Here is a 21,994-nt window from a genome sequence, read left to right as displayed (position 1 = left end):
GCATGTACTCTGACTCACATCAGCCAGACGCGTCTCCCGGCGCCAGTGACTACCTTAGCACTGATCAGGACGGCAGCTCCGGTATCACCCGGCTCCTGCACCGGGTTGCCCAGCAGGACCGAAAAGCGTTTGCCGAGTTATACGAAGCCACCGCCCCGAAACTTCTGGCCACCGTGCTGCGTATCCTCAAGGACCGGGCTTGGGCAGATGATGTGATTCACGACACCTATGTCAAAGTCTGGCATAAGGCGAACCAGTTCGATGCGGAACGTTCCTCACCGATCACCTGGCTTGCAGCCATTGCCCGGCATGGCGCTATCGACGAACTGCGGCGGCATCCGGCAAGGCGGGAGACCGCAAGCGACGAACTGGACAGTATTGCGGACCATTCGCCGACTGCCCATGAACAAATCTCAGATCAACAAACGGTAAAGCACTTGAACCATTGCATTGACCAACTCGAAAAAGATCGCCAGGACATGGTTCGTCTGGCGTATCTGAACGGTTGGTCCCGGGATCAGTTGGCGAAGCATTTTGACCAGCCGATCAACACTGTGAAAACCTGGTTGCACCGAGCTTTGAAACAGATCAAAAGGTGTCTTGAACCATGAACGAACGCGACGACCTGGATATGCTGGTTGCAGAGTTCGTTCTGGGAACTCTGCCAAAAGAAGAGCGGGATGCCTTGCAGGCTCGCCGTGCCCGCGAACCCGAGCTTGAAGCGTTGATTCAGCAATGGGAGGCCCGGCTGGCTGGCATGCTTGATGGGGTTGAACCTGTAGCGCCCGGCCCGGAGCTGTTTGCACGAATTCAGCGAACGATCGAGCAGCAACCATCCGCTCCCAAATCCCCAAGTGCGGTGCCAGACAATGTGATCAGTCTCCGGAAACAGCTGACCCGCTGGCGCTGGAGCACGGCCATTGCTTCGGCAGCGGCGCTGGTACTGGTTGCCGTGCTGGCCACCCAGCCGGAGCCGGACCCACAAGCGCAATCCTTCGTGGCGGTATTCCAGCACAACGATGAACAGCCTGCGTTCCTGTTGACGGTGGACCTGACCAGCCGCCAGCTGAATATCCAGCCGGTAACCGCCGAACCTCAACCAGACAAATCTTACCAGCTGTGGATGGTGGCAGAGGAGTATGGCCCCAACCCACGATCGGTGGGCGTGATCGGCGAAAACTTCACCCTGGACCAGGCTGCACTGCGTGATTACGACCCGGAAACTCTGCGTGGCGCCACCTTTGGCATCAGCCTTGAGCCGAAGGGTGGTTCACCCACAGGGCAACCGACTGGGCCGGCTATTCACGGCTTCCTTTATCCCACCTCTGCCGACCAAGGCAAAGGTCGCAACTAAATTGTGATGGCGCCTGAAACTTTTCAGGCGCCGCTCCGTAGCTGCTTGTACTCCCATCAAAAACAAGGTGATGGATGGGTACACCCGAACCTAAGGAGCACACAATGAAGAAGCACATCAAAACCACTGCATTCCTGGCGGCCGCCCTGGTTTCCGGCGCATTCGCCTCCGGCTCAGCGCTGGCGATGGATCACAGCAACAAAGTGGGTGTCTGGGGCGATGACCAATCTGTATCCGAAGGCACGGTAACCGCCAAGAAAGTGGTGACTGAAGAGAACGGCTGGCTGGTTGTGCACCGCACGGACGAAGCCATGAAGCCCGGCCCTGTGGTAGCCTACGCTCCCCTGAAGAAAGGCAAAAATATGGATGTCGCGGCCATCCTGACCGAAGAAGTCGCCAGCGGCGACAAGCTGATGCTGATGATTCACAACGAGGAAGGCGGCAGCAAGACCGGTATTTTTGAATACACCCTGGGTGCCAAGGAAGACGGCCCGATTCGCCGGGATGGCAAGCTGGTAATGACCGTGATTACTGCGAAATAACGGATTCAGGTCATCGCTTACGTTCCGATAAGGCCTGAAGAAAAGCCCCCGACAGCTTTCGCTACCGGGGGCTTTTTCATTTCACCTTAAGACAATGACCATCACGGAGTTGCTGGCTCATTCAGCCGGACAACCACCCGTGCCGGGTCCTGTCGGATCTCCTGCTCTGTGTAGGGGAACCGAATCCACTGTTTGTTGGAATAGGCTTCCGTCATATCCCGGTAGTAAGGCGATGCAGGATCGGTCGACTGGGAGTAAGTGACAAATCCCTCAGCAATCGGGTTGCCATCGTCACCCCAGGTCACCGTCTGGATGTAGCTGTTGCCATAGGTCACAGAGTAGCCCTGAGCTTCCTCCAGGTTGGAGTCTCGGCTGGACGCGATAGTAAACGCCCCCTCAGAGCTTTCACCGCCAAATACAGGAATGGCGGTACCCTCGTGAATCCCGGAACGCTGAAGGTCTCCCAAGCGGGCATCGAAGGGGATGCCGGCAGACTGAATCGCCTGAACCGCGCCTACGAAAGCCTGAATGGTGAGGGGGTCCGCCACGTTCAACATTCTGGGGGTGTTTACCGGATCGTTAGCATCAAATGGCACCAGCCACTGCAGGGGCGAAGGCACCGGCAGCGGGTTCAAACGTGCCCAGAACTCCCGCCAGATATGGCCACCCCGTGAATCCAGATTATAGGTGCCATCCCAGGCTTCGAGCGCGTCGCAGGCCTCGGCAATCCCGGTTTGGGTCACGCCGCTGAGCAAATCGGACACCGGGTTACAGTAGGCTGTGACAACTGACTCTCTGGCCAGTCGTTCCGACATCAGGCTGCTTTCCAGAACCACATCCTGAAGGTTGTCCATGTCGAACCCCAGGCTGCCAGAACGGCCATCAGTGCCGTCCAAACGTTCCTCTACATGCGCAATGCACAACCGGGTACGCAACGTTCTTGCTGTGCCCTCATCCCCGATGATGCTGGCAAAACCGGTCAACGGTTCATCGGGGTTAGTCAGCCAATAGCTGTCGTTACAGTTGTGCACCCAATCGTTCCGGGACAAGGTGGGCAGGTTGCCAGGGCCAAACACGCCAGGCGCCGGGGCGTCGGCATCTATCCCCCAGTCACAGTCTGAACGGCTGCCATCCAGTATCGGCAACCCCGGCATCAATGCGCCCAGAACCGGCGTAAGTGCGGTCGGGCACTGCATGGCCAACTCATCCGTTACGTTGGGAACCACCGTCAAGTCACCGTAATACGCGGGCTTGCCCGGGCCGGTAGCAATGGTGTTCACCCAGGGCACCCCCAGCACGCTGCGATGAAGCTCCACAAACTCCTCAAAGCTGGACGCCTGGTTCCACCGGAAGAACTGGTTCAGCAAGCGGTCGTTCTCGGCGTTGGCATCACGAAGGGTATACGCCTTCAACGGCGACCAGGACAAGACCGGCACACCGGACACAGCAAACTCCAGCATGGGGCCATAGTGCGAGTGGTAGAGCGTGCGGGTTTGCTCAGAAACCGCCCCATCCGCTTCAAGCACCTCCACGGTAATGTCCTCAGAGGTCATGTCTACAAATTCGCCGTCGAACAGGTATTGCGTGGGGTCTGCCGGGTTCAGAGTCAGCTCGTAGAACGAGAAACGGAAAGCGGTAGACACCGTGTGGCTCCAGGCGAAGTTCTCGTTGAAACCGATGAGCACCGCCGGCAAGCCGTACAGGGCAGCGCCCATGATTTCCGCCTGATCACCCACTTTGAGATGAGCGAGGTACAGTCGTTCGGTCTTCTCCCACGGGAAATGGGGGTTGCCGAACAGCAGGGACTGGCCATCGCGGGTGGTCTCGGAACCAAACGCGTACATGTTGCTGCCGATGCTCAACTCCCGTGAGAGCGGGAAAGGCAGAGGCCCTTCGAGGGTGTTTAGCAGGGTATCAATCAGCCCTTCATCCGGCCCGTCGCCACCAATGAAATCCAGGGCCGGAGGTTGGGCATTGGCAACGCCCTCAACAAACACCGACGAACTGGCCAGGACCGCAAGCCGGAAGTAGCGCCGGAACATGTCATCCAGGGTTAACGGCAACAGCCAGTCTGAATCACGGCATGCCTGGTGCCGCCCCGGGTGCTCGCCACGACGGATTTCATCAACGTAGCGATTGAATCCGTCCACATAGCCCTGGGATGCTTCGATCACCTCTGGATCACTGTTGCTGCGCTGTGATTCCAGAGCGGCGTCTGTGATGGCGGTGCGCCAGAAGAAATCGGCATCCACGTTGCTGGCCACGGCACCGTTGGCAGGAATGGTGTATTGCCCTTCCCCACCCAGGTAACGCGCGCGCAGGCCCCGAACCGTCAGGGTGTCCTCAGCCAACAGGCATAGGTTGTCCTCCGCCTGAACATAACCGTAGGCATAGCCCATGCTGGCGAAGTCTGGCGCTTCAATATGAGGAATACCGAAAGAAGTCCGGGTAACGGTCGCGCGGTAGCGATCAAGCCCGGGGGCATCTGCAGCGGGGCCCGTGAGGTTATCCGATGCGGAATTACCGCCAGAGCTCAGGCAGCCGGTTGTACCAGCCACCAGCGCCGCCAGCAGCATGGCACGCTTTATTGTCATCATGTGGGTTGCTCCATCGTGTTTGGATTTGTTGTTTTGGTCACTGACCAACTGGTCAGAATTTATCCATCACACACTTAATTTATAGCATAACACATATTATGCCAATCACTTGTGGCCAAATCCTGCACCAAAGAACTCACGAGCGAAGCAGGTAAAAAGTTGTAAAACCCGCTTTTTTCTAATAATTTGAACTTATAACCTTTGGCCGTGATACGACGCGAGCCGAATCTAGCGCAACTGGAGGAAGGCCCAGCGTGCAGCGTATGACCAAGCTTCTCTCGTTCACTATGGCCATCGTTTTCTGCGCTACTGCACAAGGTTATGAAGAACCTGCCTCGCTGACCCTGCCCGACTCCTGGCAAGCACTTCTCCAAAACGACGATCTGCTGTCCGCAAATCAGTCAGCCAGTCTTCGGGCGGAAGCCTTGGCATCAACGGCGAACAGCTTGTATCTGCCCCAAGTTGACCTAGCGGGGTCTTACACGCGGCTCGACTCCCAGATAGAACTGGATGCGCTGTCTCTGACCCCCCTCAACAGCGCATCGGAAACCATACCAGGGCAATTGCTGATCGACTTGATTGGCGGCCCCGGAGCCTTCCAGACACCCGTCACAAGCCGCAACATAACTCGAAGCTCAATAAACACTCTGTGGCCGATTTATACCGGCGGAAAAATCACGGCCAAGAAAAATCTGCTTCAACTCGAGCAGACCGAAGCATCACATGTCCTGGAGGAAGTCCGGCGGGCCCGGTTTACGGAGCTGGTTGCGACCTACTTCGGTTTGGTAATGGCGGAGCGCGCGTTGAACACTCAGCAACAGGTAGAAAGCGCTCTTGCCAGGCATCTGCATGTGGCAACAGCCCTGGAGGATCAGGCACAGATTTCCGGCGTGGAGCGCCTGGCTGCGGAAGCCGCTTATGACAGAGCCAGGATTACCACCCGAGCGGTTGAGGAACAACGAGACACGGCGCACAACGCGTTTGCGTCGTTGATACATATGGATTTCCAGGATAACGGGCACCGGGTTGAATCGCGCCGGCTGGATCCAACAACGCCTCTGTTCACCCTCCCGCAATTACCTCCGCGGGATACGTTCGAGGCAGGGTTAAGCGAACACCCGAGCCTGCGGATTCTGTCCACCAAGCATGAGCAGGCGAAGAACATTGCCCAAGCGAGCCGGGGCCTGTATCGCCCGGACGTTTTTCTGTTCGGCAGCTACAACGTGTATGAGAACGATTCTTTGGCGAGCGATCTCACGCCGGATTGGCTGGTTGGCGTGGGCGTCCGAATCGCGCTGGTGGATCGTAGTGGCCGCAACGGCAAGGTAGGCGCAGCCGACAACACCGTTCGTGAGGTCGATTCACTGCAAAAGGCCACTCAACGAAGGCTGGAGTTGCTACTCGACCGGAACTACCGTGAAGCCCGGCAGGCCCTTGCTGAGCACCGGGACCTGGCATCGACCGTGGCCCTGGCAGAGCAGACCTTAAGATTGCAGGAACGCGCATTCGCTGAAGGGCTCGGGCGCTCGCTTGATGTCATCGATGCCCAAACCTTCCTGGCGACCACACAGACCCGTCGTGATGCAGCGGCTCTCCGTTTCGTGCTGGCATTTACTCAGTTACTGACCCTGAGCGGCGACTATGAAAGCCTGTTTTCCTACGTGCTTGAAGGAGATGAAATTCAGTGACTGCGAAACGAATTGCCATTCCTCTTATCGTTGTTGTCATCCTGTTAGGTATTGTCATCGTCTTCTGGAAAGCCTACGCACCTGCCCCCATCCAGTTACAGGGGCAGATTGAGGCCAGGCAACATATGGTGGCGTCCAAAATTCCGGGGCGGGTTGCAGACATTAGCGTCCGCCGTGGGGATCGCGTAGAGGCAGGCACTGAGGTTTTCCGCATCGACAGCCCGGAGCTTGAGGCCAAACTGACTCAGATAGAAGCGCTTGAAACCATAAGCCAATCTCTCGCTCAAGCCGTTGAGGGTGGAACGCGTGAAGAACGTATCGCCGCAGCTCGCAGCGAGTATGAAAAAGCACTGGCCGCCGAGGCACTGGCAAAAACCACCTTTGAACGTATTCGTGCGCTTGCAGATGAGGGTCTGGTTGCCAGGCAAAGAGCCGACGATACGTTCACACTGTGGAAGGTGGCCGAGAAAACACGGGTTACGGCATCTGAGATATTGAAACTGGCCGAAGCAGGCCCACGGCAGGAAGCCCGCACCGCGGCGCAAGCCGGTGAAGCAGCCACCTCAAGTTTGAGAGACGAAGTTGCTGAACTGCTGGATGATACTGTGGCGCGGGCCCACAGAGGTGGCATTGTCAGTAATGTGCTGTTGAACGAGGGAGAGCTTGCCCCCCAGGGTTTCCCGGTGATTATTGTCACTGATCTTGATGATTCGTGGGCATTATTCAACGTCAGGGAAGATTTGCTCAGCCGAGTCACGGAAGGCAGTGAATTTGATCTGAAAATCCCTGCCCTTGATCAATCCGCACGATTCCGTGTCAGCCATATTTCTGTGCTCGGGGACTACGCAACATGGCGTGCAACAACGCCAGGGCGCGGATTTGATATGAGAACGTTCGAGGTAGAAATGCAACCTGTGGAGCCAATCGCTGGATTAAGGGCGGGCATGAGTGTTCTTCTTGAGATGGCACCATAAGCTCGGAAACGGACCGGAGAGCCCGATGGGTCGTGAGCATCTGACTGGATGGAAAGCTCTGCGGGAGCAGCCCTGGCTGCTTGCGGTGGTCGTTTGGCTACCGCCGGTTCTGTTCGTGTTGTTGATCAGTATCTTCCGGATTGGAACACCGCAATCTCTTCCCGTGGGTGTTGTCAATCTGGACCATAGCCATGAATCCTATACGGTTGAACGTCAGTTGGACGCAAGCCCGGGCCTGAGCCTGTTAAGGTCATACGCCTCAGCGTCCGCTGGCGCAGATGCCCTTCAGCGATCTGAAATCCTTGCCCTTGTTATCATTCCGGAAAATTTTGGCCGAGACCTTCGGCTTTCGATCAGCCCGACGGTGACCGCCTTTTACAACAATCAATATCTGTTGTCCGGAAAATTCATCAATTCATCGTTAATAAGCGCCTCCATGGATCTGGCCGCGCGCACGGGTGTTGGCCTTAAGATCAGCCATGGCCAGACTGCCCCTGAAGCCATCACCTCGGCAGTGCCAGTGCGCCCGCAAGTCACCTCGCTATATAACCCCAACATGAGCTACGCGCGCTTTCTGGTGACGTCAATATCGCCGGCTCTCTGGCAAATTATCATCGTTATCTCAACGGTTCTGACGTTAAGCTGGCGACTCGAAAAACAAGCCATCCCGGCACCATTGACTGAGCGGAGCAAAGCGATCACTGCCGCGCTTGCGCCTGTCAGCCTGCTCCTCTGGCTCCAGGGGTTGCTGATGCTCGTATTGTTCCGCCTCTTTCTGGGGTGGCAGCCATCCGGCAACATCGTCTGGCTTCTTCTTGGTTTGGCCCTGACCATCTCCAGCGTTCAGGCCATGGCAGTCCTCATTGTCGCTCTCGTTCGGGACCGGGTAAAAGCAATGAGTGTTAGCGCTGCGTATCTTGCCCCTGCGTTTGCATTTATGGGTATTACCTTCCCCCGAGGTGATATGAATGTGATCGCATGGGCCTGGGGAGGCTTGATGCCATCCACTCACTACATCAAGTTGCAGGTGGACATTGCCGACCACGGCGCCTCCCTGCCGCTCATTGTCAGTTCACTGATTGCGTTGCTGCTTTTCCTACTCGTCTTGCCAATAGCGCTGAAGCTACTTCCGGCAAGGCTTGACCCCAAACTTGAAGAGCAGGTGAGCTGATGATCCGCAACACCAGTCTGTGGGGTGCCTGGAAAGCCGAACTGTCGAATATCATCCACGACAGATCGGTGATGCTGGTTATGATCGGTGGCATCTTATTCTATGCACTGCTTTACCCGCTGCCCTACCAGAAGAACGTTCCGGGGCAACAGGCCCTGGCGGTTCTGGATCAGGACCGCTCAGCGCTCGCCCGGCAATTGATACGCATGGCCGACGCAACGCCCCAGTTGCGCGTGGCGGCCCTCCCACAAAGCATGATTGAGGCAACCGCCCTGTTGGAGAACGATGTCGTTCACGGGCTGCTGGTCATCCCCGCCAACTTCGAGCGAGACGTCTATCTCGGGCGCCCGGTGAATATCGCGTTCGCCGGTGACGCCAGCTATTTTCTGATTTATGGGAATATTGTCGAAGGCCTGCTGAAGGCAACAACCACGCTTTCCGTTGAAACACAGATTATCAGCAGCTTCCGAAAAGGCAGCAGCCCCGCCAACATTCCCGGTGAAATCATGCCGTTCAGGATGTCTCCACATGGGGTGTTCAACCCAACGGGCGGATACATCAACTATATTGTGCCTGCCGTCTTTGTTCTGATCCTGCACCAGACGCTGTTGATTGCAGCAGGCACGGTCACCATCAAGGATCGGGCCCGCCGGTTATCAGGGCTTGTCACTACCCCGCTCCGACAGGCACTTCCGATCAGATTAGTAACGTTTGTGTTCGCCTACCTGATCCTGGCGCTTTTGTATTTCGGCTTTTTCTATCAGCTTTATGGCGTCCCGCACGCTGCACCGCAGTTCGCATTAATCGGTTTCAGCCTGTTGTTCCTCACTGCAACAACACTCTTTGCAATCCTGCTCGGTTACCTCTTGCCCAGGCCCGAACTGACGACCGTTATTGTTCTGCTGTCGTCGTTGCCCATCGCCTTCACGGCAGGGTTTGCCTGGCCGGCGTCTAATCTCCCGGAGTGGCTAGACTCACTCACCATGATGATTCCCGCCAAACCCGGCATTCAGGGCTTCCTGTCCCTCAATCAGATGGGGGCCCCAATCCAAAGCCTGACCTCCGAGATTGCGTACCTGTCCGGCCTCTCGTTGTTTTTTGGGCTGGGCATCCTGCTGCTCGTAATGTCAGAAAGAAGACGCAGCAGCAACCGGATGAATGCTGAATCAGCCGCCCGCTCCTACTAGGGAATGGTAGTCCGCCCGAAAACGGGCAAAGCTCAGGTATCGCCCCCGATGGTCCACCAGCTCCATGGCATCAAACGCCTCCACAAAGGCCCGTGATTCGCCCGAGCTGATCACCCCGCGGTAATCGCCCGTCCAGTCCATAAACTGGACCAGATCCAGCAGCAGCGTCATCTCCAGAGCGCCGTTGGCCCGCTCCAGATAGCGGTATGCCAGTGCATAATGTTCGAAACGGTAGCTGACATTGCTGGCGTCGTTTCTGGTGGCGTCTCGCAGGGGGGCATAGTCGTAATGCCGATAGGCAGATGCTACGGGGTCACCCGCCACCAGGGCTGCCTGGCCTTCCGCAAACCAGTACGGCAGCAAAGACGTGGAGGCAGTGTGGCGGCTCAGGTTTTCCTGAACGTAGTGGGCCAGTTCATGGGTGAAGATCTGCCCGGCCTCGTAGGGCCAGCTTCGGTGATAGGGGGCGACGGCCACGGCGGCGAGGGTGCCTGAGGCAAGATTGCTGTTGCTGACTCTCGGGCTCAAGCAGGCGATGACCTGTTCCGGGTACGGCACGGCTGAGCTGCGCTCATCGACGAAATCACGCCAGCTCATTCTGAACCGGTTGAGCACGCCGTCTATGCGAGTGCTCACCTCTGTTGCGGCGGCACGAAAGGTATTTTCGCTGTAGGCGGGCGAGCCATAGACACGCACCCGTCGGTCCGCTGTTTCAAAATACAGGGTGTCGCCAATGCACACTTCTGTCTCGTAATTCAGGCTCCATCGGCCCTCAGGGAAATAGCGCCCGGTGTCTCGGGCATCCAGGAAATAGCCGCGGCTAAAGTGTTGCTCATCGCGGTCATAGTAGCGATCCCCAGATGTGGCGCTCACCTTGCAACCAGACAGCGTCACGGCCGCCAGGGTCAGCACCCCCACTACCCACAACCTGCTCGTTTTTTCCATCGTTATGCTCCAGGACCTGTTGTTTGCATCTATATTCCCGCAGACCGGGCGCTGTGTCCGTCAACCCATGTAAAGACCAGGTAAAGGCGTACAAAACCAAGGGCTTGAGCAGCATGGATTAGGGTACGCACAACCCCTAATCCCAATATTGAAATTTTTGTAGCGCGCGCCGGGTTCTCGTGTTAAAAATCGCTCGAATCCCACCAAGAACTGCGTGCGTCCTGCGCGCTTTGTATCCATCCCTTTTCAGTGAGGGACACCATCCAATGTTCAAGTTGTGTAAGCCACAGGCGCTTGCCGCCGCTGTTGCGTTGTCTCTGGGTGCCTCTTCGGTTTTTGCCGCCGGAGAAGTGCGTGTTTATAACTGGTCTGACTACATCGCCGAGGACACCCTGGCGAAGTTCACACAGGAAACCGGCATCAAGGTTGTCTACGATGTGTACGACAGCAACGAGGTGCTGGAAGCTGCGCTGCTTTCTGGCCGCTCCGGTTACGACCTTGTGGTGCCCTCCAACCACTACGTGGCCAAGCAGATTACTGCCAAGGCCTTCGTGGCGCTGGACCACAGCAAACTGCCGAACATGGCCAACCTGAACCCGGACCTGATGGACGACCTGGAAAAAGTAGACCCAGGCAGCCAGTTCTCCCTGCCTTACCTCTGGGGCACCAACGGCTATGGCTACAACGAAGGCCGTATCCAGAAGATCCTGGGTGACGATGCGCCCGTGGACTCCTGGGCCCTGGTGTTTGACCCGCAAGTAACCGGCAAGCTGGCCGCTGGTGGCTGTGGCATTGCCATGCTGGATTCCGGCGAGGAAATGGTGCGCGCCGCCATGGCCTACATTGGCCTGGACCCGAACAGCAACAACGCTGATGACATCAAAAAAGGCGGTGATGTGATCCGGGCTGTGCGCCCGAACATTACTTACTTCCACTCATCTCGCTACATTGGCGACCTGGCCAACGGTGACCTGTGTGTGGCTGCCGGTTACTCCGGCGACATCCTGCAGGCCGCTGCCCGCGCTGACGAAGCAAAGAACGGCAACGTGATCCGCTACACCATTCCGAAGGAAGGTGCGGTGCTGTGGTTTGACATGATGACCATTCCGGCCGGCGCGCCGAACGTGGAGAACGCCCATAAACTGATGGACTTCCTGATGCGCCCGGAGATCATCGCAGACGTCACCAACTACGTGTGGTACGCCAACCCGAACAAGGCGGCAGACGAGTTTGTGAACCCGGAGATCCTGGAAGACACCAGCATCTACCCCACTGATGAGGTGATGAAAAATCTCTACATCATGGAAGGTCGGCCCCAGGACGCCCAGCGCCTGATGACCCGCACCTGGACCAGCGTGAAGTCTGGTCGCTGACGGTGGCCGTAACCAACAGCACCTCCGCGCAAGCGGAGGTGCTTCTCAGCATCAAGGGCATTTCCAAGAGCTTTGACAGCACCCTGGCGGTGGACGATGTCAGCCTGGACATCCACAAGGGTGAGATCTTCGCCCTGCTGGGTGGTTCCGGTTCCGGCAAATCCACCCTGCTGCGCATGCTGGCAGGCTTTGAAACTCCGGATTCGGGCCGCATCGTGCTGGACGGACAGGACATCACAGCCCTGCCCCCGTACCTGCGGCCCACCAACATGATGTTCCAGTCCTATGCCCTGTTCCCCCACATGACGGTGGAGCAGAACATTGCCATGGGTCTGAAACAGGACAAGCTGCCGAAAAACGAAATCGCCGACCGCGTGGCGGCCATGCTCAAACTGGTGAAAATGGAAGCCTACGGCAAGCGCCGGCCACAACAGTTGTCTGGCGGACAGCAACAGCGCGTGGCCCTGGCCCGATCCCTGGCCAAACGCCCTAAACTGCTGTTACTGGACGAGCCCATGGGCGCGCTCGACAAAAAACTGCGCACGGAAATGCAGCTGGAGCTGGTGGATATCCTGGAAAAGGTGGGCGTAACCTGCCTGATGGTCACCCACGACCAGGAAGAGGCCATGACCATGGCCAGCCGCATTGCGATCATGTCTCACGGCCGGATTGCCCAGGTGGGTTCACCCATTGATATCTACGAGAGCCCGAACAGCCGCATGACGGCAGAGTTCATCGGCTCGGTGAATATCTTTGAGTCGAACATTCTGGAAGACAACTCTGACAGCATCTCACTGACCAGTGAGCTGCTGGATGCACCGGTGTTTATTGACCGGGGCGTAACCACGCCCGCAGAAACCACGGAAACCCTGATTGCCCTGCGCCCGGAAAAGATCTACCTGACCACAGAGAAACCGGAAGGTGACACCAACTGGAGCTGCGGTACGGTCGACAACATCGCCTATCTGGGTGATATCACGTCTTATTACGTGAAGCTCGCCAGTGGCAAGCGGGTTCAGGCCACCATGGCCAACGTGGAACGCCGTGGTGAACGGCCCACCTGGGGCGACCGGGTCTATGTGTCCTGGGAAGCCTCCAGTCCGATCCTGCTCTGGAACTGACGCGATGAATCGAAAGCTCTTTCCTGCCCCGGTGGTGGAGCGGGTGCGTGCGGTGCTGTTCCATCGCCGGGTGGTGTTCGGCGTACCGTTCGCCTGGCTGCTGCTGTTCTTCCTGCTGCCGTTTGCGCTGGTATTGAAGATCAGCCTGACCTCGGCGGTGATGGCCATTCCGCCCTACGAGCCGGTGTTCCGCTTTGTCGACAACACCCTGTCGGTGGTGGTGAACTTTGGCAATTACCTGTTCCTGGCCTCCGACAGCTTGTACGTGGCCGCCTACTGGGGCTCGGTGAAGACGGCGTTCCTGGCGACCCTGTTCTGCCTGCTGATCGGTTATCCCATGGCTTACGCTATCGCCCGGGCACCCAAGCACTGGCAACTGGTGTTCCTGCTGATGGTGATGCTGCCATCCTGGACCTCATTCCTGATTCGGGTATACGCCTGGATGGGCATTCTCGGCAATCAGGGCCTGCTGAACACGTTCCTGATGTGGCTGGGGCTGATCGACTCGCCCCTGAAAATGCTGAACACCAACTTCGCGGTGATTCTGGGCATTGTGTACGCCTACCTGCCGTTCATGATCCTGCCCATCTACACCAACTTGGTGAAGCTGGATATACGCCTGCTGGAAGCGGCGTCGGATCTTGGCTGCCGCAGCCTGACCACCTTTTGGGCCATCACCCTGCCGTTATCCAAGGCCGGAATCCTGGCGGGCTCCATGCTGGTATTTATACCCGCCGTGGGCGAATTCGTGATTCCGGAACTGCTGGGTGGGCCGGATACCCTGATGATCGGCAAGGTGCTGTGGGAAGAGTTCTTCAACAACCGTGACTGGCCGGTGGCCTCGGCCCTGGCGATTGTGATGCTGGCGCTGCTGCTGGTGCCCATTGTGCTGTTCCACCGCTTCCAGGCACGGGAGATGGAAAAAAATGGTTAGGCTAAGAGCTCCCGGTTTCTCCAAGACCATGCTGGTGCTGGGCATGCTGTTCCTGTACCTGCCGATGGTGGTGTTGATCGTGTATTCCTTCAACGCCTCCCGGTTAGTCTCGGTATGGGCCGGTTTTTCCACCAAATGGTACGGCGCCCTGTTTGCCAACGAGCAGATCCTGTCTGCCGTGTGGATGAGCCTGCGCATTGCCTTCTACTCCGCCAGCATGGCGGTGTGCCTGGGCACCCTGTGCGCGTTTGTGATTGCCCGGTTCAAGAAGATGCGCGGCCGCACCCTGCTGTCCAGTATGATCACCGCGCCTCTAGTGATGCCAGAAGTGATCACGGGCCTGTCGCTGTTGCTGCTGTTTGTGCAGATGGCGCAGTTGATTGGCTGGCCAACGGACCGTGGCATGGCCACCATCTGGATTGCCCATACCACTTTCTGCAGTGCCTATGTGGCAGTGGTGGTGAGCGCGCGGCTACGGGAAGTGGATCGCTCCATCGAAGAAGCCGCCATGGATCTGGGCTGTACGCCGCTGAAAACCTTCTTTGTGATCACATTGCCGGTGATTGCGCCGGCGCTGGTGTCGGGTTGGTTGCTGGCGTTTACCCTGTCCCTGGATGACCTGGTGATTGCCAGCTTTGTCTCCGGGCCCGGGGCGACGACTCTGCCGATGGTGGTGTTCTCATCTGTGCGGATGGGGGTGTCGCCGGAGATCAATGCGCTGGCGACCATCATTATTGCCGTGGTCTCGGTGATCGCGTTTATCGCGTGGTTCTGGATGCGCCGGGCGGAGAAGCGGCGATTGCGGCCTCGGTAGGTTTGGGCTCCTATCCATTTGGTTGTGGGGGCGGGCTGGGAGGTGGGGAAGGATCTTCTTCTGGAAAAAACAACTCGCTTCGCTCAGACATCTTTTTTCCTGCCAGAAAATCCTTCCCCACCTCCCGCCGGCGTTACTGCGTTCTCCTAGGTTGCTTACCTGCGGGATAGGTTCTGCAGGTTAAGCACCCCCCTCTGATTTGAGGATGTGAGTCAGACCGTTGCATTTCACCATCGGGTCATCACAGTTCACCACGATGTCGGAACGGGCGATGACATAGGCCTTGCCGGTTATGTTGTTTTTGACCACCTGATATTCCCCTTCCTGTTCGACCGCCGTGAACTGCCCAATAAACCCGGTTTCCCGCAGAGAGATGGTTTCCAACTTGTCGCCGGGTTTGATTCGGCCTTCGTGGTTCATGAGTGCCAGTCTTGCCGAGGTGCCGGTGCCGGTGGTGCTTCGGCAGATGACGCCGGGGTGCACGTAGGTGGCTGAGCGGGAGCGGTAGTAGCCTTCGGCCACTTGTTCTACCGGGCCCATGAAGTGCAGGAACGGCAGCGGGCCTACGTCGCCCAGAGTGTAATGGGAGAAGCCCCGTTCGGCCTGGATGGCCTCAACGATGGCATGGGCGGTTTCCGCTAACCGGCGTTCTTCATCCAGGGTCAGGTCGAAGCCCAATGATCTAGCATCTACCAGGGCGTAAAAGCCGCCACTGTAGGCCACGCTGTAGTTGACCTTGCCGATGCCGGGCACGCTGATACTGGCGTTATGGGTGTGAATATAGCTGGGCAGGCCTTCGCAGGTGATGGCTTCCACCACGCCGTCATGCACGGTGGCCTCAATGCTCACCAGGCCGGCGGGGGATTCCAGTTTGAAGTGTTGTTTGCCTTCCTGTTTGCGGACGATACCGGCTTCCAGAACCGCCGTTGCCGTGCAGATGGTGTTAGAGCCGGAGTAGATGGGGTAGCCCATGACTTCCATGATGATATATCCGGCGGCGGCTTCCGGATGAGTGGCGGGCACCAGCAGGTCGACAGACATTTCGGGGATGCCATAGGGTTCTTCCAACAGCAACCGGCGCAGGCCGTCGGCATCATCCCGCAGATACTCCATCTGGGCTCGCACGGTATCGCCAGGCAGAGCGGTGATGCCACCGGTCACAATACGGCTGACATCACCGCCGGCGTGGGTATCCATCAACTGAATAGTGAGTTCCGGTTTCATCCGCCTACCTCCAGCGCAAAAGGTTGGCCGTGCGCCTGCCATTGGGCATCCGGCACGATGACGATTTTGCCCAGATAATTGCCGCCACGGTTTACGAAGTATTCCTCGGCCCGGTGCAGGTCCGACAGTTTGAAGGCGCCGTGTAGCACCGGTTTTAGATGGCCGTCGCGTATCCAGGTCATCAGCTGGTTTGCTTCTTCACGGGTGCCGTGGGAGACCCCGAAAATCTGCACCTGATACAGGTAGATTCGGGTCCAGAGGATTTCGCTGATATTGCCGCCGCTGGCCCCGGCAATGCTCAGGCGCGGGTAGGTACTGCGGGCGTTCATGTCAAAGATCATGACGTCTATGAATATGTCCGTCATTTCGCCGCCCACCAGATCCATCACCGCATCCAGGGGTTTGCCGCCGGTTTCTTTCTTCACCCGGTCTACAAAGGTACTCATGTCGCTGCGATCCAACACCGCTTCGGCGCCCAGATCGAGCAGGGTTTGGGCCTTGTCTTTCTGGCTCAATGCGTAAGGGACAGCGCCGATGATCCGGCAAAGCTGGATCAGTGCGGTGCCCACGCCGCCGCTGGCACCGGTCACCAGCACCCGCTCACCCGCCTGCACGTTGGCGGAGGTGAGCATGTGGTAGGCGGTCTGGTAGGAACACATGCCCATGGCCGCCAGTTCGGCATCGGCAAGATCCGGGTTTGGGATATGGTGAAACTGATCGGACGGCAGGGCCACGTATTCGGCGTAACCGCCATCGGCACCATGGCCGTAGTAGTCCGGGGTCAGGTTGATATCGGTGCGGTCGTCGGCGTAGATGTTAAAGTCCAGGAGGCCCCGCTCTCCGATACGGGTTTCACTGACGCCCTCGCCCACCGCCACCACTCTGCCGGCGATGTCGGCGCCCTGAATACGCGGGAACGTCAACGTGGGCTTGCCTCCCATCTGGAACGACGTCATCTCGCCTTTTTTGGTGGGGTAAAGTCCTTCCCGGGCTTTGCGATCGGTGTTGTTCTTGGCGGTGGCGGTTACCTGCACCAGTACCTGACCGGCAGCCGGTTTGGGCACTGATATGTCCTGGTATTCGAGTTTGTCGATGCCGCCATGGCCGGTGAGGACCATGGCTTTCATGGAAGCCGGGATCTCGGACATTGGCTCCTCCCTGTTCTGGTGGTTTCAGTGATCTTCAGAGCATAGGAGAGATATGGGGTTGTGTCAGGGGGTGTTGGCTCTTGCTTTTATTGCCCATCCGTTGGGTTTGGGGGCGGGCTGGGAGGTGGGGCGTGTTTTTCTTCTGGAAAAAATAACTCGCTTTGCTCAGACATCTTTTTTCCTGCCAGAAAAACACGCCCCACCTCCCGCCGGCATAACCTTGTTGGAAAGGAAGCGTAGTTTGTGACCTGGCGGTTGAGTTTGACGCCAGTTATCGTGCAATCACTTTGTACATTGGGCGCAACCGGGGTATTTGTTTGAGGACGACCTGAATGACCGTCATCAGCGGCACCGCCAGCAGAACACCGACCGGGCCCCAGAGCCAGCCCCAGAAGAAGATGGATACGAAGATGATGACCGGGTTGATGGCCATGCGAAAGCCGTGAATCCAGGGTTCCAGGAAGAAACCAACAATGGTGGTCAGCAGGATAAAACTCAGCGGCGCGATGGCCATCATCCAAAGGGTATCCAGGGTAATGGCGGAAACCACCGCCAGCAGTGCAATCGTGAGCATATTGCCGAGATAGGGTATAAACCGGGCGAGGCCAGCGATCAGCCCCCACATCGCCGGGTCTGGCAAACCGATGGCCCAACAGATGAGTCCGGTAAGCACACCAACGGATAGGTTACTCAACCCCAACACGGCGAGATACTGGGCAATCTGTTGCTGGGAATCGTGGGTGATTCTCAGAACCGTCTTGCGCTGCGGCCTTGGTAACTGTTTGACGAAGTTAAAGATCAACCTGTCACCGCTCACCAACAGAAAGTAGGTTAATGCCAGTGCCAACGCCAGGCCTGCCACTCCGTTGCGGGCTTTGGACATCAGCTGGCTCCTCCAGGATTCCGTTTGCAAGACGACCGTTGTGGGCTTCGACTGGTCGTTCTCCGACAGCTCATCCACGGACTTTTCAACCTGCTCCGCTGACTGGCTGACCTTATCGAGCTGGCGCATGATTTCACTGTCACCCACCAACAGCCTGGATATGCCCTCAGGTGCTTTCTGGGCCCACTCAAGGGCCGGGGTTGCAACGGCAGCGCCAATACCCACGATACCTGCAAGCACAACCAACACCAGTACCAGCGAGCTCACCACCTTTGGCAACCGCCAATTCAGGTAGGCTTTCTTCACCAACGGTGAGAGCAGCAAACTGGTCAGCACCGCCAGAACAATAGGCAGGATAATTTGGTGAGCAAGATAGAGTGTGTACAGGATGCCCAGGATAAACAGACCATAGATGGGCGTAGAGAGCTCAGCCAGCACACTCTTCCCGGACGGGTTTTCGGGAGAGCGGTTATCTGTTGGGGAATCATCCATGCTGTTTCAATACCTTCAGATCAGGATGGCGCCGTGTCATCGACAACGCCGGTTAGGCCCGCAGAAGCGGGTTGCAGGTAGCTTGCTAGTGTAGCGTTCCAACATCTTGCTTGCATTATCAAACAATTACCATTCGCCCGAGCACAAAACTGAACCGGGGGCATTGCCGACAGCGTATACAAAGGCACGAAGCCTGAGTTGAACCGGAGAACCAGATGCCACCACGTTACGACACCCTTTTCTACGACGGACGCTGCCCACTGTGCGCCAAGGAAATCCGTACGCTCAGAAAGTTACAACGTGGCGACCTGATCTTTGCCGATATCCACGAGCAGAATGCGCACAACGCACAGTTGCCAACACGTGAAGAACTTCTTAAACGATTGCACCTGATGACCTGGAGTGGTGAATGGGTGATCGGCTTGCCGGCCAATGTTCGTGCCTGGTCTCACACACCGTTTGGCTGGTTGCTCAAGCCTCTGTTGTGGCCTGTTTTATATCCGCTCGCAAAACGGGTTTATGAAACCTGGGCAGATCGTCGGTTCGAAAAGAAGTATGCGTGTTCGGTTGGCCCATCGTGACCAGTATTTAATGCATTATGCATTGAACTTGAAATATTAACGCATGCATTATGCTCTACGATAAAAACAAAAGTCATCAAAGGAGCTACCATGCGTTTTTCTCTGAACACCGGTCCCTGCGCACTTGCCGCCGCGATCGTTCTCTCTACCACACCGCTGCACGCCCAGGCCAGTCTTCTCTCAGGGCTGCTCGGGACATCTTCAACAACGGAATCCACCAGCACAACCGCCAGCACAGAAAACACCATTGCCCAAAGATACATAGTAACTGTCGACCCAACCCTGCCCTCGCTTCTGGGCGTTGGTGGTGATCTGTCTGCCGGTATTCAGGCGCTATTAACAGCCGTTGGCGGCGGGAACATTCTGTTTCTGTATGAGAACGTGATGACCGGTGCAACGGTGCAGCTCACCCAAAGCCAGGCCGACCTGCTGCCCGCCCTGCCCGGAGTGCTCGCAGTGGAGCCGGACACCTGGATGACAACGTCCTCCACGCAAACCCAACAGGATGCCACCTGGGGACTGGACCGGATTGACCAGACCACCCTGCCCCTGGACACCCAGTTTACCTACCCCACCGTTGCCGGGCAGGGTGTCAACGTTTATGTTCTGGATACCGGCATCCGAACCACCCATGCCGACTTTCAGGGCCGGGCCAGCGGCGTGAACTTCCACGATGACAGCGGCCTGGGCGGCGTGCCGCTGATTGGCGGAATCATCGATCTGTTGTTGGGCGGGCTGATTTCCTTCGGCGACGAGGACACCATCTCAACCTACTCCGCCGAAGACTGTAACGGCCACGGTACCCATGTTGCCTCTACCGCAACCGGTTCACTGTTCGGTGTCGCCAAGGAAAGCCAGGTGATCGGCCTGCGCGTGCTTGGCTGCAGCGGTTCCGGCGCCACCAGTGCCATTATCGAAGCGCTGGACTGGATGGTAGAGAACGCCGAGAAGCCGGCGGTTGCCAACATGTCCCTGGGCGGTGGCAATTCAGCAGCACTGGACAACGCTGTTCGTGAAGTCGTCGCCTCCGGCATTCCGGTGGTGGTCGCTGCGGGTAACAGCAACGCCGATGCCTGCAGCGGTTCGCCCAACCGTGTAGCAGAAGCCGTGACCGTAGGTTCTACCGACAATCAGGACCGTCGCAGCAGTTTCTCCAATCACGGTTCCTGCGTGGACATCATGGCGCCAGGCACCGACATCACCGCCGCATGGCACACCGGCGACACCGCCTTTAACACCATCAGCGGCACCTCTATGGCCTCTCCCCACGTGGCAGGAGCCACCGCGTTGCTGCTCAGCCTGAACCCAGGGCTGACACCGGAACAGGTTGCCCAGACGCTCCGCAACCAGGCAAGCCAGAACCAGCTGACCAACCTGAACGGGTCACCGAATTTGCTGGTGAATGTGAACCCTTGAGGTAGAGAGCCCGCCAGCTACTTTGGCTGGCGGGCGTTACTTTCGTTTTGTGCGATGAGCAGGGTTCACCGGGATAGCGACAGTACACCTACGCCAACTGGCTGATCTCTGCCCCTTCCGGAATCAGAGACGGCGTCTGTGGCTCCCGGCCCTTAAGCATATTCGCGAGGCGCCGCTCACGAACCGTATGAACGGAAGGGTCAAGCCTCAGAACTTTCAGCGGCATCGGATCCCCTTCCTTGAGCTTGTCGAATAGCTCAGCCTTATTCAGATAGAAAGCACCACTGCAATTTTCACCGTTAAACTGAAAATCAAACTCAACCAACAGGTTGCATTGGTAGTGTCCCTCGCCCAATGGCCGGTTGTATTTGTCATACTCCTGATGAAACTGGCAGTCCGCCTCTTTTCTCGTCAGAATGCCATCCACCTCCACGCCGTGTTTACGCAAAAGGGCCTGTTCGTAGTAATAGCCGATGCTTGAGTACGTGGCGACAAATGAGAAAACGAACAAGGCCAAACCGATCAGCGCGAAAAAGGCTCCGAAGATCATGGCGCCCCATTCGCCAAAGCCAGAGTAGAAAACGCCTCCTCCTACAATACCGAAACAAAGCCCCATGCCCAGTAAAGTGAAAAAATCACCAAGATTATCTTTGACTGCGGACCACAGAAGCGGCCAGTCGGTGGTGCCTTTTCTACGCATGTTGCTCTCCGTCGGGACCGAAAAAACTAACCGGCTAACTTGGGCAGAAATGACGTATTCACCCAATACCGTTTGAGGTTGGATTCATCCACCAGAACCGGCACGGTCTCCTGGTGAATGTGGTCGCTGGGATCAAACCACAGGTTGTCGCTTCGAAACACATGCAGCTCCCCGGTTTGCGGGTGTTGCCACTGGCAGACAATGCGGAATGGGTTGCGGCCGTTAACCGTGAGGCTGGTGTTCTGCTCAACCGACGCAAACTTTGCGAGCACTTCGGTGCCATGCTGTTCCAGGTAGGCTTTTGATCGCCCCTTCAGAACACCAAACAGCACCATCCCGCCACCGACCAACGTAAACACCAGGCCGAGCCCACCAACGATCAACGACATCCCCCACAGGGAAAAGAAGCTGTTGATCTGCGCATTCTCCGGCGCCGAGGGCTCATAAAGTACAGAAACCCGCTCACCGCGCCTGAAGGAGGGAGGGTTTGAACCGGCACGGGACTGAAACACGATCTCTCGGCCACTGGCATCCTGAAATGCCACGACCGGATAGTAGCTGGTGGAATCGCTGGAACGGGAGAGCACCAGTTCGGTCACTATCCCGCTGGTTTCGGTAGCCCGGTCGATGAAAGCGGAGGTGCTGTTGTAGCTGGCAAGGGCGCCAAATAGCATGGCTACGCCGATGACAGTGAAGGTGTACTTGAGGATTTTCAGAGTTTTCATTTTTTCGTTCCTTGAAAATTGTTGCTTCCGTGTTTTGAGCTGGCTTTTGATAAAACCTGAGCGTTAAACCGGCAGGATTATACCGCGCCCCCAGCAGAAATGGAGTAGATGGGTAATATTCGCGT

General features: G+C 57.3%; 20 protein-coding genes. 13 read left to right on the top strand and 7 right to left on the bottom strand.

Going from position 1 to position 21,994, the window contains the following annotated elements; genetic code table 11:
• Positions 1–2 precede the first annotated feature (2 nt).
• The 3 genes from QUE75_RS06055 (at position 3) to QUE75_RS06045 (ending at position 1,896) form a co-directional block, all read left to right on the top strand.
• Positions 3–611 carry a sigma-70 family RNA polymerase sigma factor gene (locus tag QUE75_RS06055; protein ID WP_286254358.1) on the top strand — a complete coding sequence of 203 codons (609 nt, stop codon included), beginning with the start codon at positions 3–5 and terminating at the stop codon, positions 609–611.
• Entirely contained in the window at positions 608–1,354 is a 747-nt protein-coding gene (locus QUE75_RS06050; protein WP_286254356.1) for an anti-sigma factor, read from the top strand. The genes QUE75_RS06055 and QUE75_RS06050 overlap by 4 nt, the downstream gene beginning before the upstream one ends.
• A 104-nt stretch (positions 1,355–1,458) precedes the next feature.
• Complete coding sequence (locus QUE75_RS06045) at positions 1,459–1,896, top strand: DUF7282 domain-containing protein (protein WP_286254354.1); 438 nt, start codon at positions 1,459–1,461, stop codon at positions 1,894–1,896.
• Between the two features lie 101 nt (positions 1,897–1,997).
• On the opposite strand, the gene QUE75_RS06040 is transcribed toward QUE75_RS06045, so the two are convergent.
• Positions 1,998–4,493: a penicillin acylase family protein gene (locus tag QUE75_RS06040; RefSeq protein ID WP_286254352.1), complete on the bottom strand. Its 2,496-nt coding sequence runs from the start codon at positions 4,491–4,493 to the stop codon at positions 1,998–2,000.
• 263 nt (positions 4,494–4,756) lie between these two features.
• Between QUE75_RS06040 and QUE75_RS06035 the strand changes: the two genes are divergently transcribed.
• From QUE75_RS06035 to QUE75_RS06020, 4 genes are read left to right on the top strand one after another with little or no spacing between them, the layout of a single operon-like run.
• Positions 4,757–6,181, top strand: a complete 1,425-nt coding sequence (locus QUE75_RS06035; RefSeq protein WP_286255614.1) for a TolC family protein — start codon at positions 4,757–4,759, stop codon at positions 6,179–6,181.
• Positions 6,178–7,155 carry an HlyD family secretion protein gene (locus QUE75_RS06030; RefSeq protein WP_061333495.1) on the top strand — a complete coding sequence of 326 codons (978 nt, stop codon included), beginning with the start codon at positions 6,178–6,180 and terminating at the stop codon, positions 7,153–7,155. Before QUE75_RS06035 ends, QUE75_RS06030 begins: the two co-directional genes overlap by 4 nt.
• Positions 7,156–7,180: 25 nt before the next feature.
• Positions 7,181–8,326 carry an ABC transporter permease gene (locus QUE75_RS06025; RefSeq protein WP_286254350.1) on the top strand — a complete coding sequence of 382 codons (1,146 nt, stop codon included), beginning with the start codon at positions 7,181–7,183 and terminating at the stop codon, positions 8,324–8,326.
• Positions 8,326–9,513, top strand: coding sequence for an ABC transporter permease (locus QUE75_RS06020; protein WP_286254348.1), 1,188 nt, complete (start codon positions 8,326–8,328; stop codon positions 9,511–9,513). Before QUE75_RS06025 ends, QUE75_RS06020 begins: the two co-directional genes overlap by 1 nt.
• On the opposite strand, the gene QUE75_RS06015 is transcribed toward QUE75_RS06020, so the two are convergent.
• Entirely contained in the window at positions 9,493–10,458 is a 966-nt protein-coding gene (locus QUE75_RS06015) for a hypothetical protein (RefSeq protein WP_286254346.1), read from the bottom strand. The genes QUE75_RS06020 and QUE75_RS06015 overlap by 21 nt on opposite strands.
• A 266-nt stretch (positions 10,459–10,724) precedes the next feature.
• Between QUE75_RS06015 and QUE75_RS06010 the strand changes: the two genes are divergently transcribed.
• From QUE75_RS06010 to QUE75_RS05995, 4 genes are read left to right on the top strand one after another with little or no spacing between them, the layout of a single operon-like run.
• The gene (locus QUE75_RS06010) at positions 10,725–11,831 is read left to right on the top strand and encodes a polyamine ABC transporter substrate-binding protein (protein WP_286254344.1); all 1,107 of its coding nucleotides are present in this window, start codon (positions 10,725–10,727) and stop codon (positions 11,829–11,831) included.
• A 38-nt stretch (positions 11,832–11,869) separates the two neighbouring features.
• A complete protein-coding gene (gene potA, locus QUE75_RS06005; protein ID WP_374787662.1) occupies positions 11,870–12,952 on the top strand; it encodes a polyamine ABC transporter ATP-binding protein in 1,083 nt (360 codons plus the stop codon).
• 4 nt (positions 12,953–12,956) lie between these two features.
• Positions 12,957–13,886, top strand: a complete 930-nt coding sequence (locus tag QUE75_RS06000) for an ABC transporter permease subunit (RefSeq protein WP_061333489.1) — start codon at positions 12,957–12,959, stop codon at positions 13,884–13,886.
• Positions 13,879–14,700, top strand: a complete 822-nt coding sequence (locus tag QUE75_RS05995; RefSeq protein WP_230713589.1) for an ABC transporter permease subunit — start codon at positions 13,879–13,881, stop codon at positions 14,698–14,700. The genes QUE75_RS06000 and QUE75_RS05995 overlap by 8 nt, the downstream gene beginning before the upstream one ends.
• Before the next feature lie 180 nt (positions 14,701–14,880).
• Here QUE75_RS05995 and QUE75_RS05990 read toward each other — a convergent pair whose 3' ends face one another.
• From QUE75_RS05990 to QUE75_RS05980, 3 genes are all read right to left on the bottom strand, one after another.
• Entirely contained in the window at positions 14,881–15,924 is a 1,044-nt protein-coding gene (locus QUE75_RS05990; RefSeq protein ID WP_286254337.1) for a proline racemase family protein, read from the bottom strand.
• The gene (locus QUE75_RS05985) at positions 15,921–17,072 is read right to left on the bottom strand and encodes an alcohol dehydrogenase catalytic domain-containing protein (RefSeq protein WP_286254335.1); all 1,152 of its coding nucleotides are present in this window, start codon (positions 17,070–17,072) and stop codon (positions 15,921–15,923) included. Before QUE75_RS05985 ends, QUE75_RS05990 begins: the two co-directional genes overlap by 4 nt.
• A gap of 271 nt (positions 17,073–17,343) precedes the next feature.
• Positions 17,344–18,447, bottom strand: coding sequence for an AI-2E family transporter (locus tag QUE75_RS05980; RefSeq protein WP_286254333.1), 1,104 nt, complete (start codon positions 18,445–18,447; stop codon positions 17,344–17,346).
• Positions 18,448–18,662: 215 nt separating this feature from the next.
• On the opposite strand from QUE75_RS05980, the gene QUE75_RS05975 reads away from it, so the two are divergent.
• Positions 18,663–19,028, top strand: coding sequence for a thiol-disulfide oxidoreductase DCC family protein (locus tag QUE75_RS05975; protein WP_061333315.1), 366 nt, complete (start codon positions 18,663–18,665; stop codon positions 19,026–19,028).
• Between the two features lie 90 nt (positions 19,029–19,118).
• Positions 19,119–20,444: a S8 family peptidase gene (locus tag QUE75_RS05970; protein WP_286254332.1), complete on the top strand. Its 1,326-nt coding sequence runs from the start codon at positions 19,119–19,121 to the stop codon at positions 20,442–20,444.
• Positions 20,445–20,532: 88 nt separating this feature from the next.
• Here the strand turns inward: QUE75_RS05970 and QUE75_RS05965 are convergent, their stop codons facing one another.
• Together QUE75_RS05965 and QUE75_RS05960 are read right to left on the bottom strand one after the other, a co-directional pair.
• Complete coding sequence (locus tag QUE75_RS05965; RefSeq protein WP_286254330.1) at positions 20,533–21,144, bottom strand: DUF3592 domain-containing protein; 612 nt, start codon at positions 21,142–21,144, stop codon at positions 20,533–20,535.
• A gap of 26 nt (positions 21,145–21,170) precedes the next feature.
• Complete coding sequence (locus QUE75_RS05960) at positions 21,171–21,869, bottom strand: DUF3592 domain-containing protein (protein ID WP_286254328.1); 699 nt, start codon at positions 21,867–21,869, stop codon at positions 21,171–21,173.
• Between the last annotated feature and the right edge of the window lie 125 nt (positions 21,870–21,994).

The organism is Marinobacter shengliensis, from assembly GCF_030297115.1.
Classification (GTDB): Bacteria; Pseudomonadota; Gammaproteobacteria; order Pseudomonadales; family Oleiphilaceae; genus Marinobacter; species Marinobacter shengliensis.
This window is presented reverse-complemented; position numbering and strand designations above follow the sequence as displayed.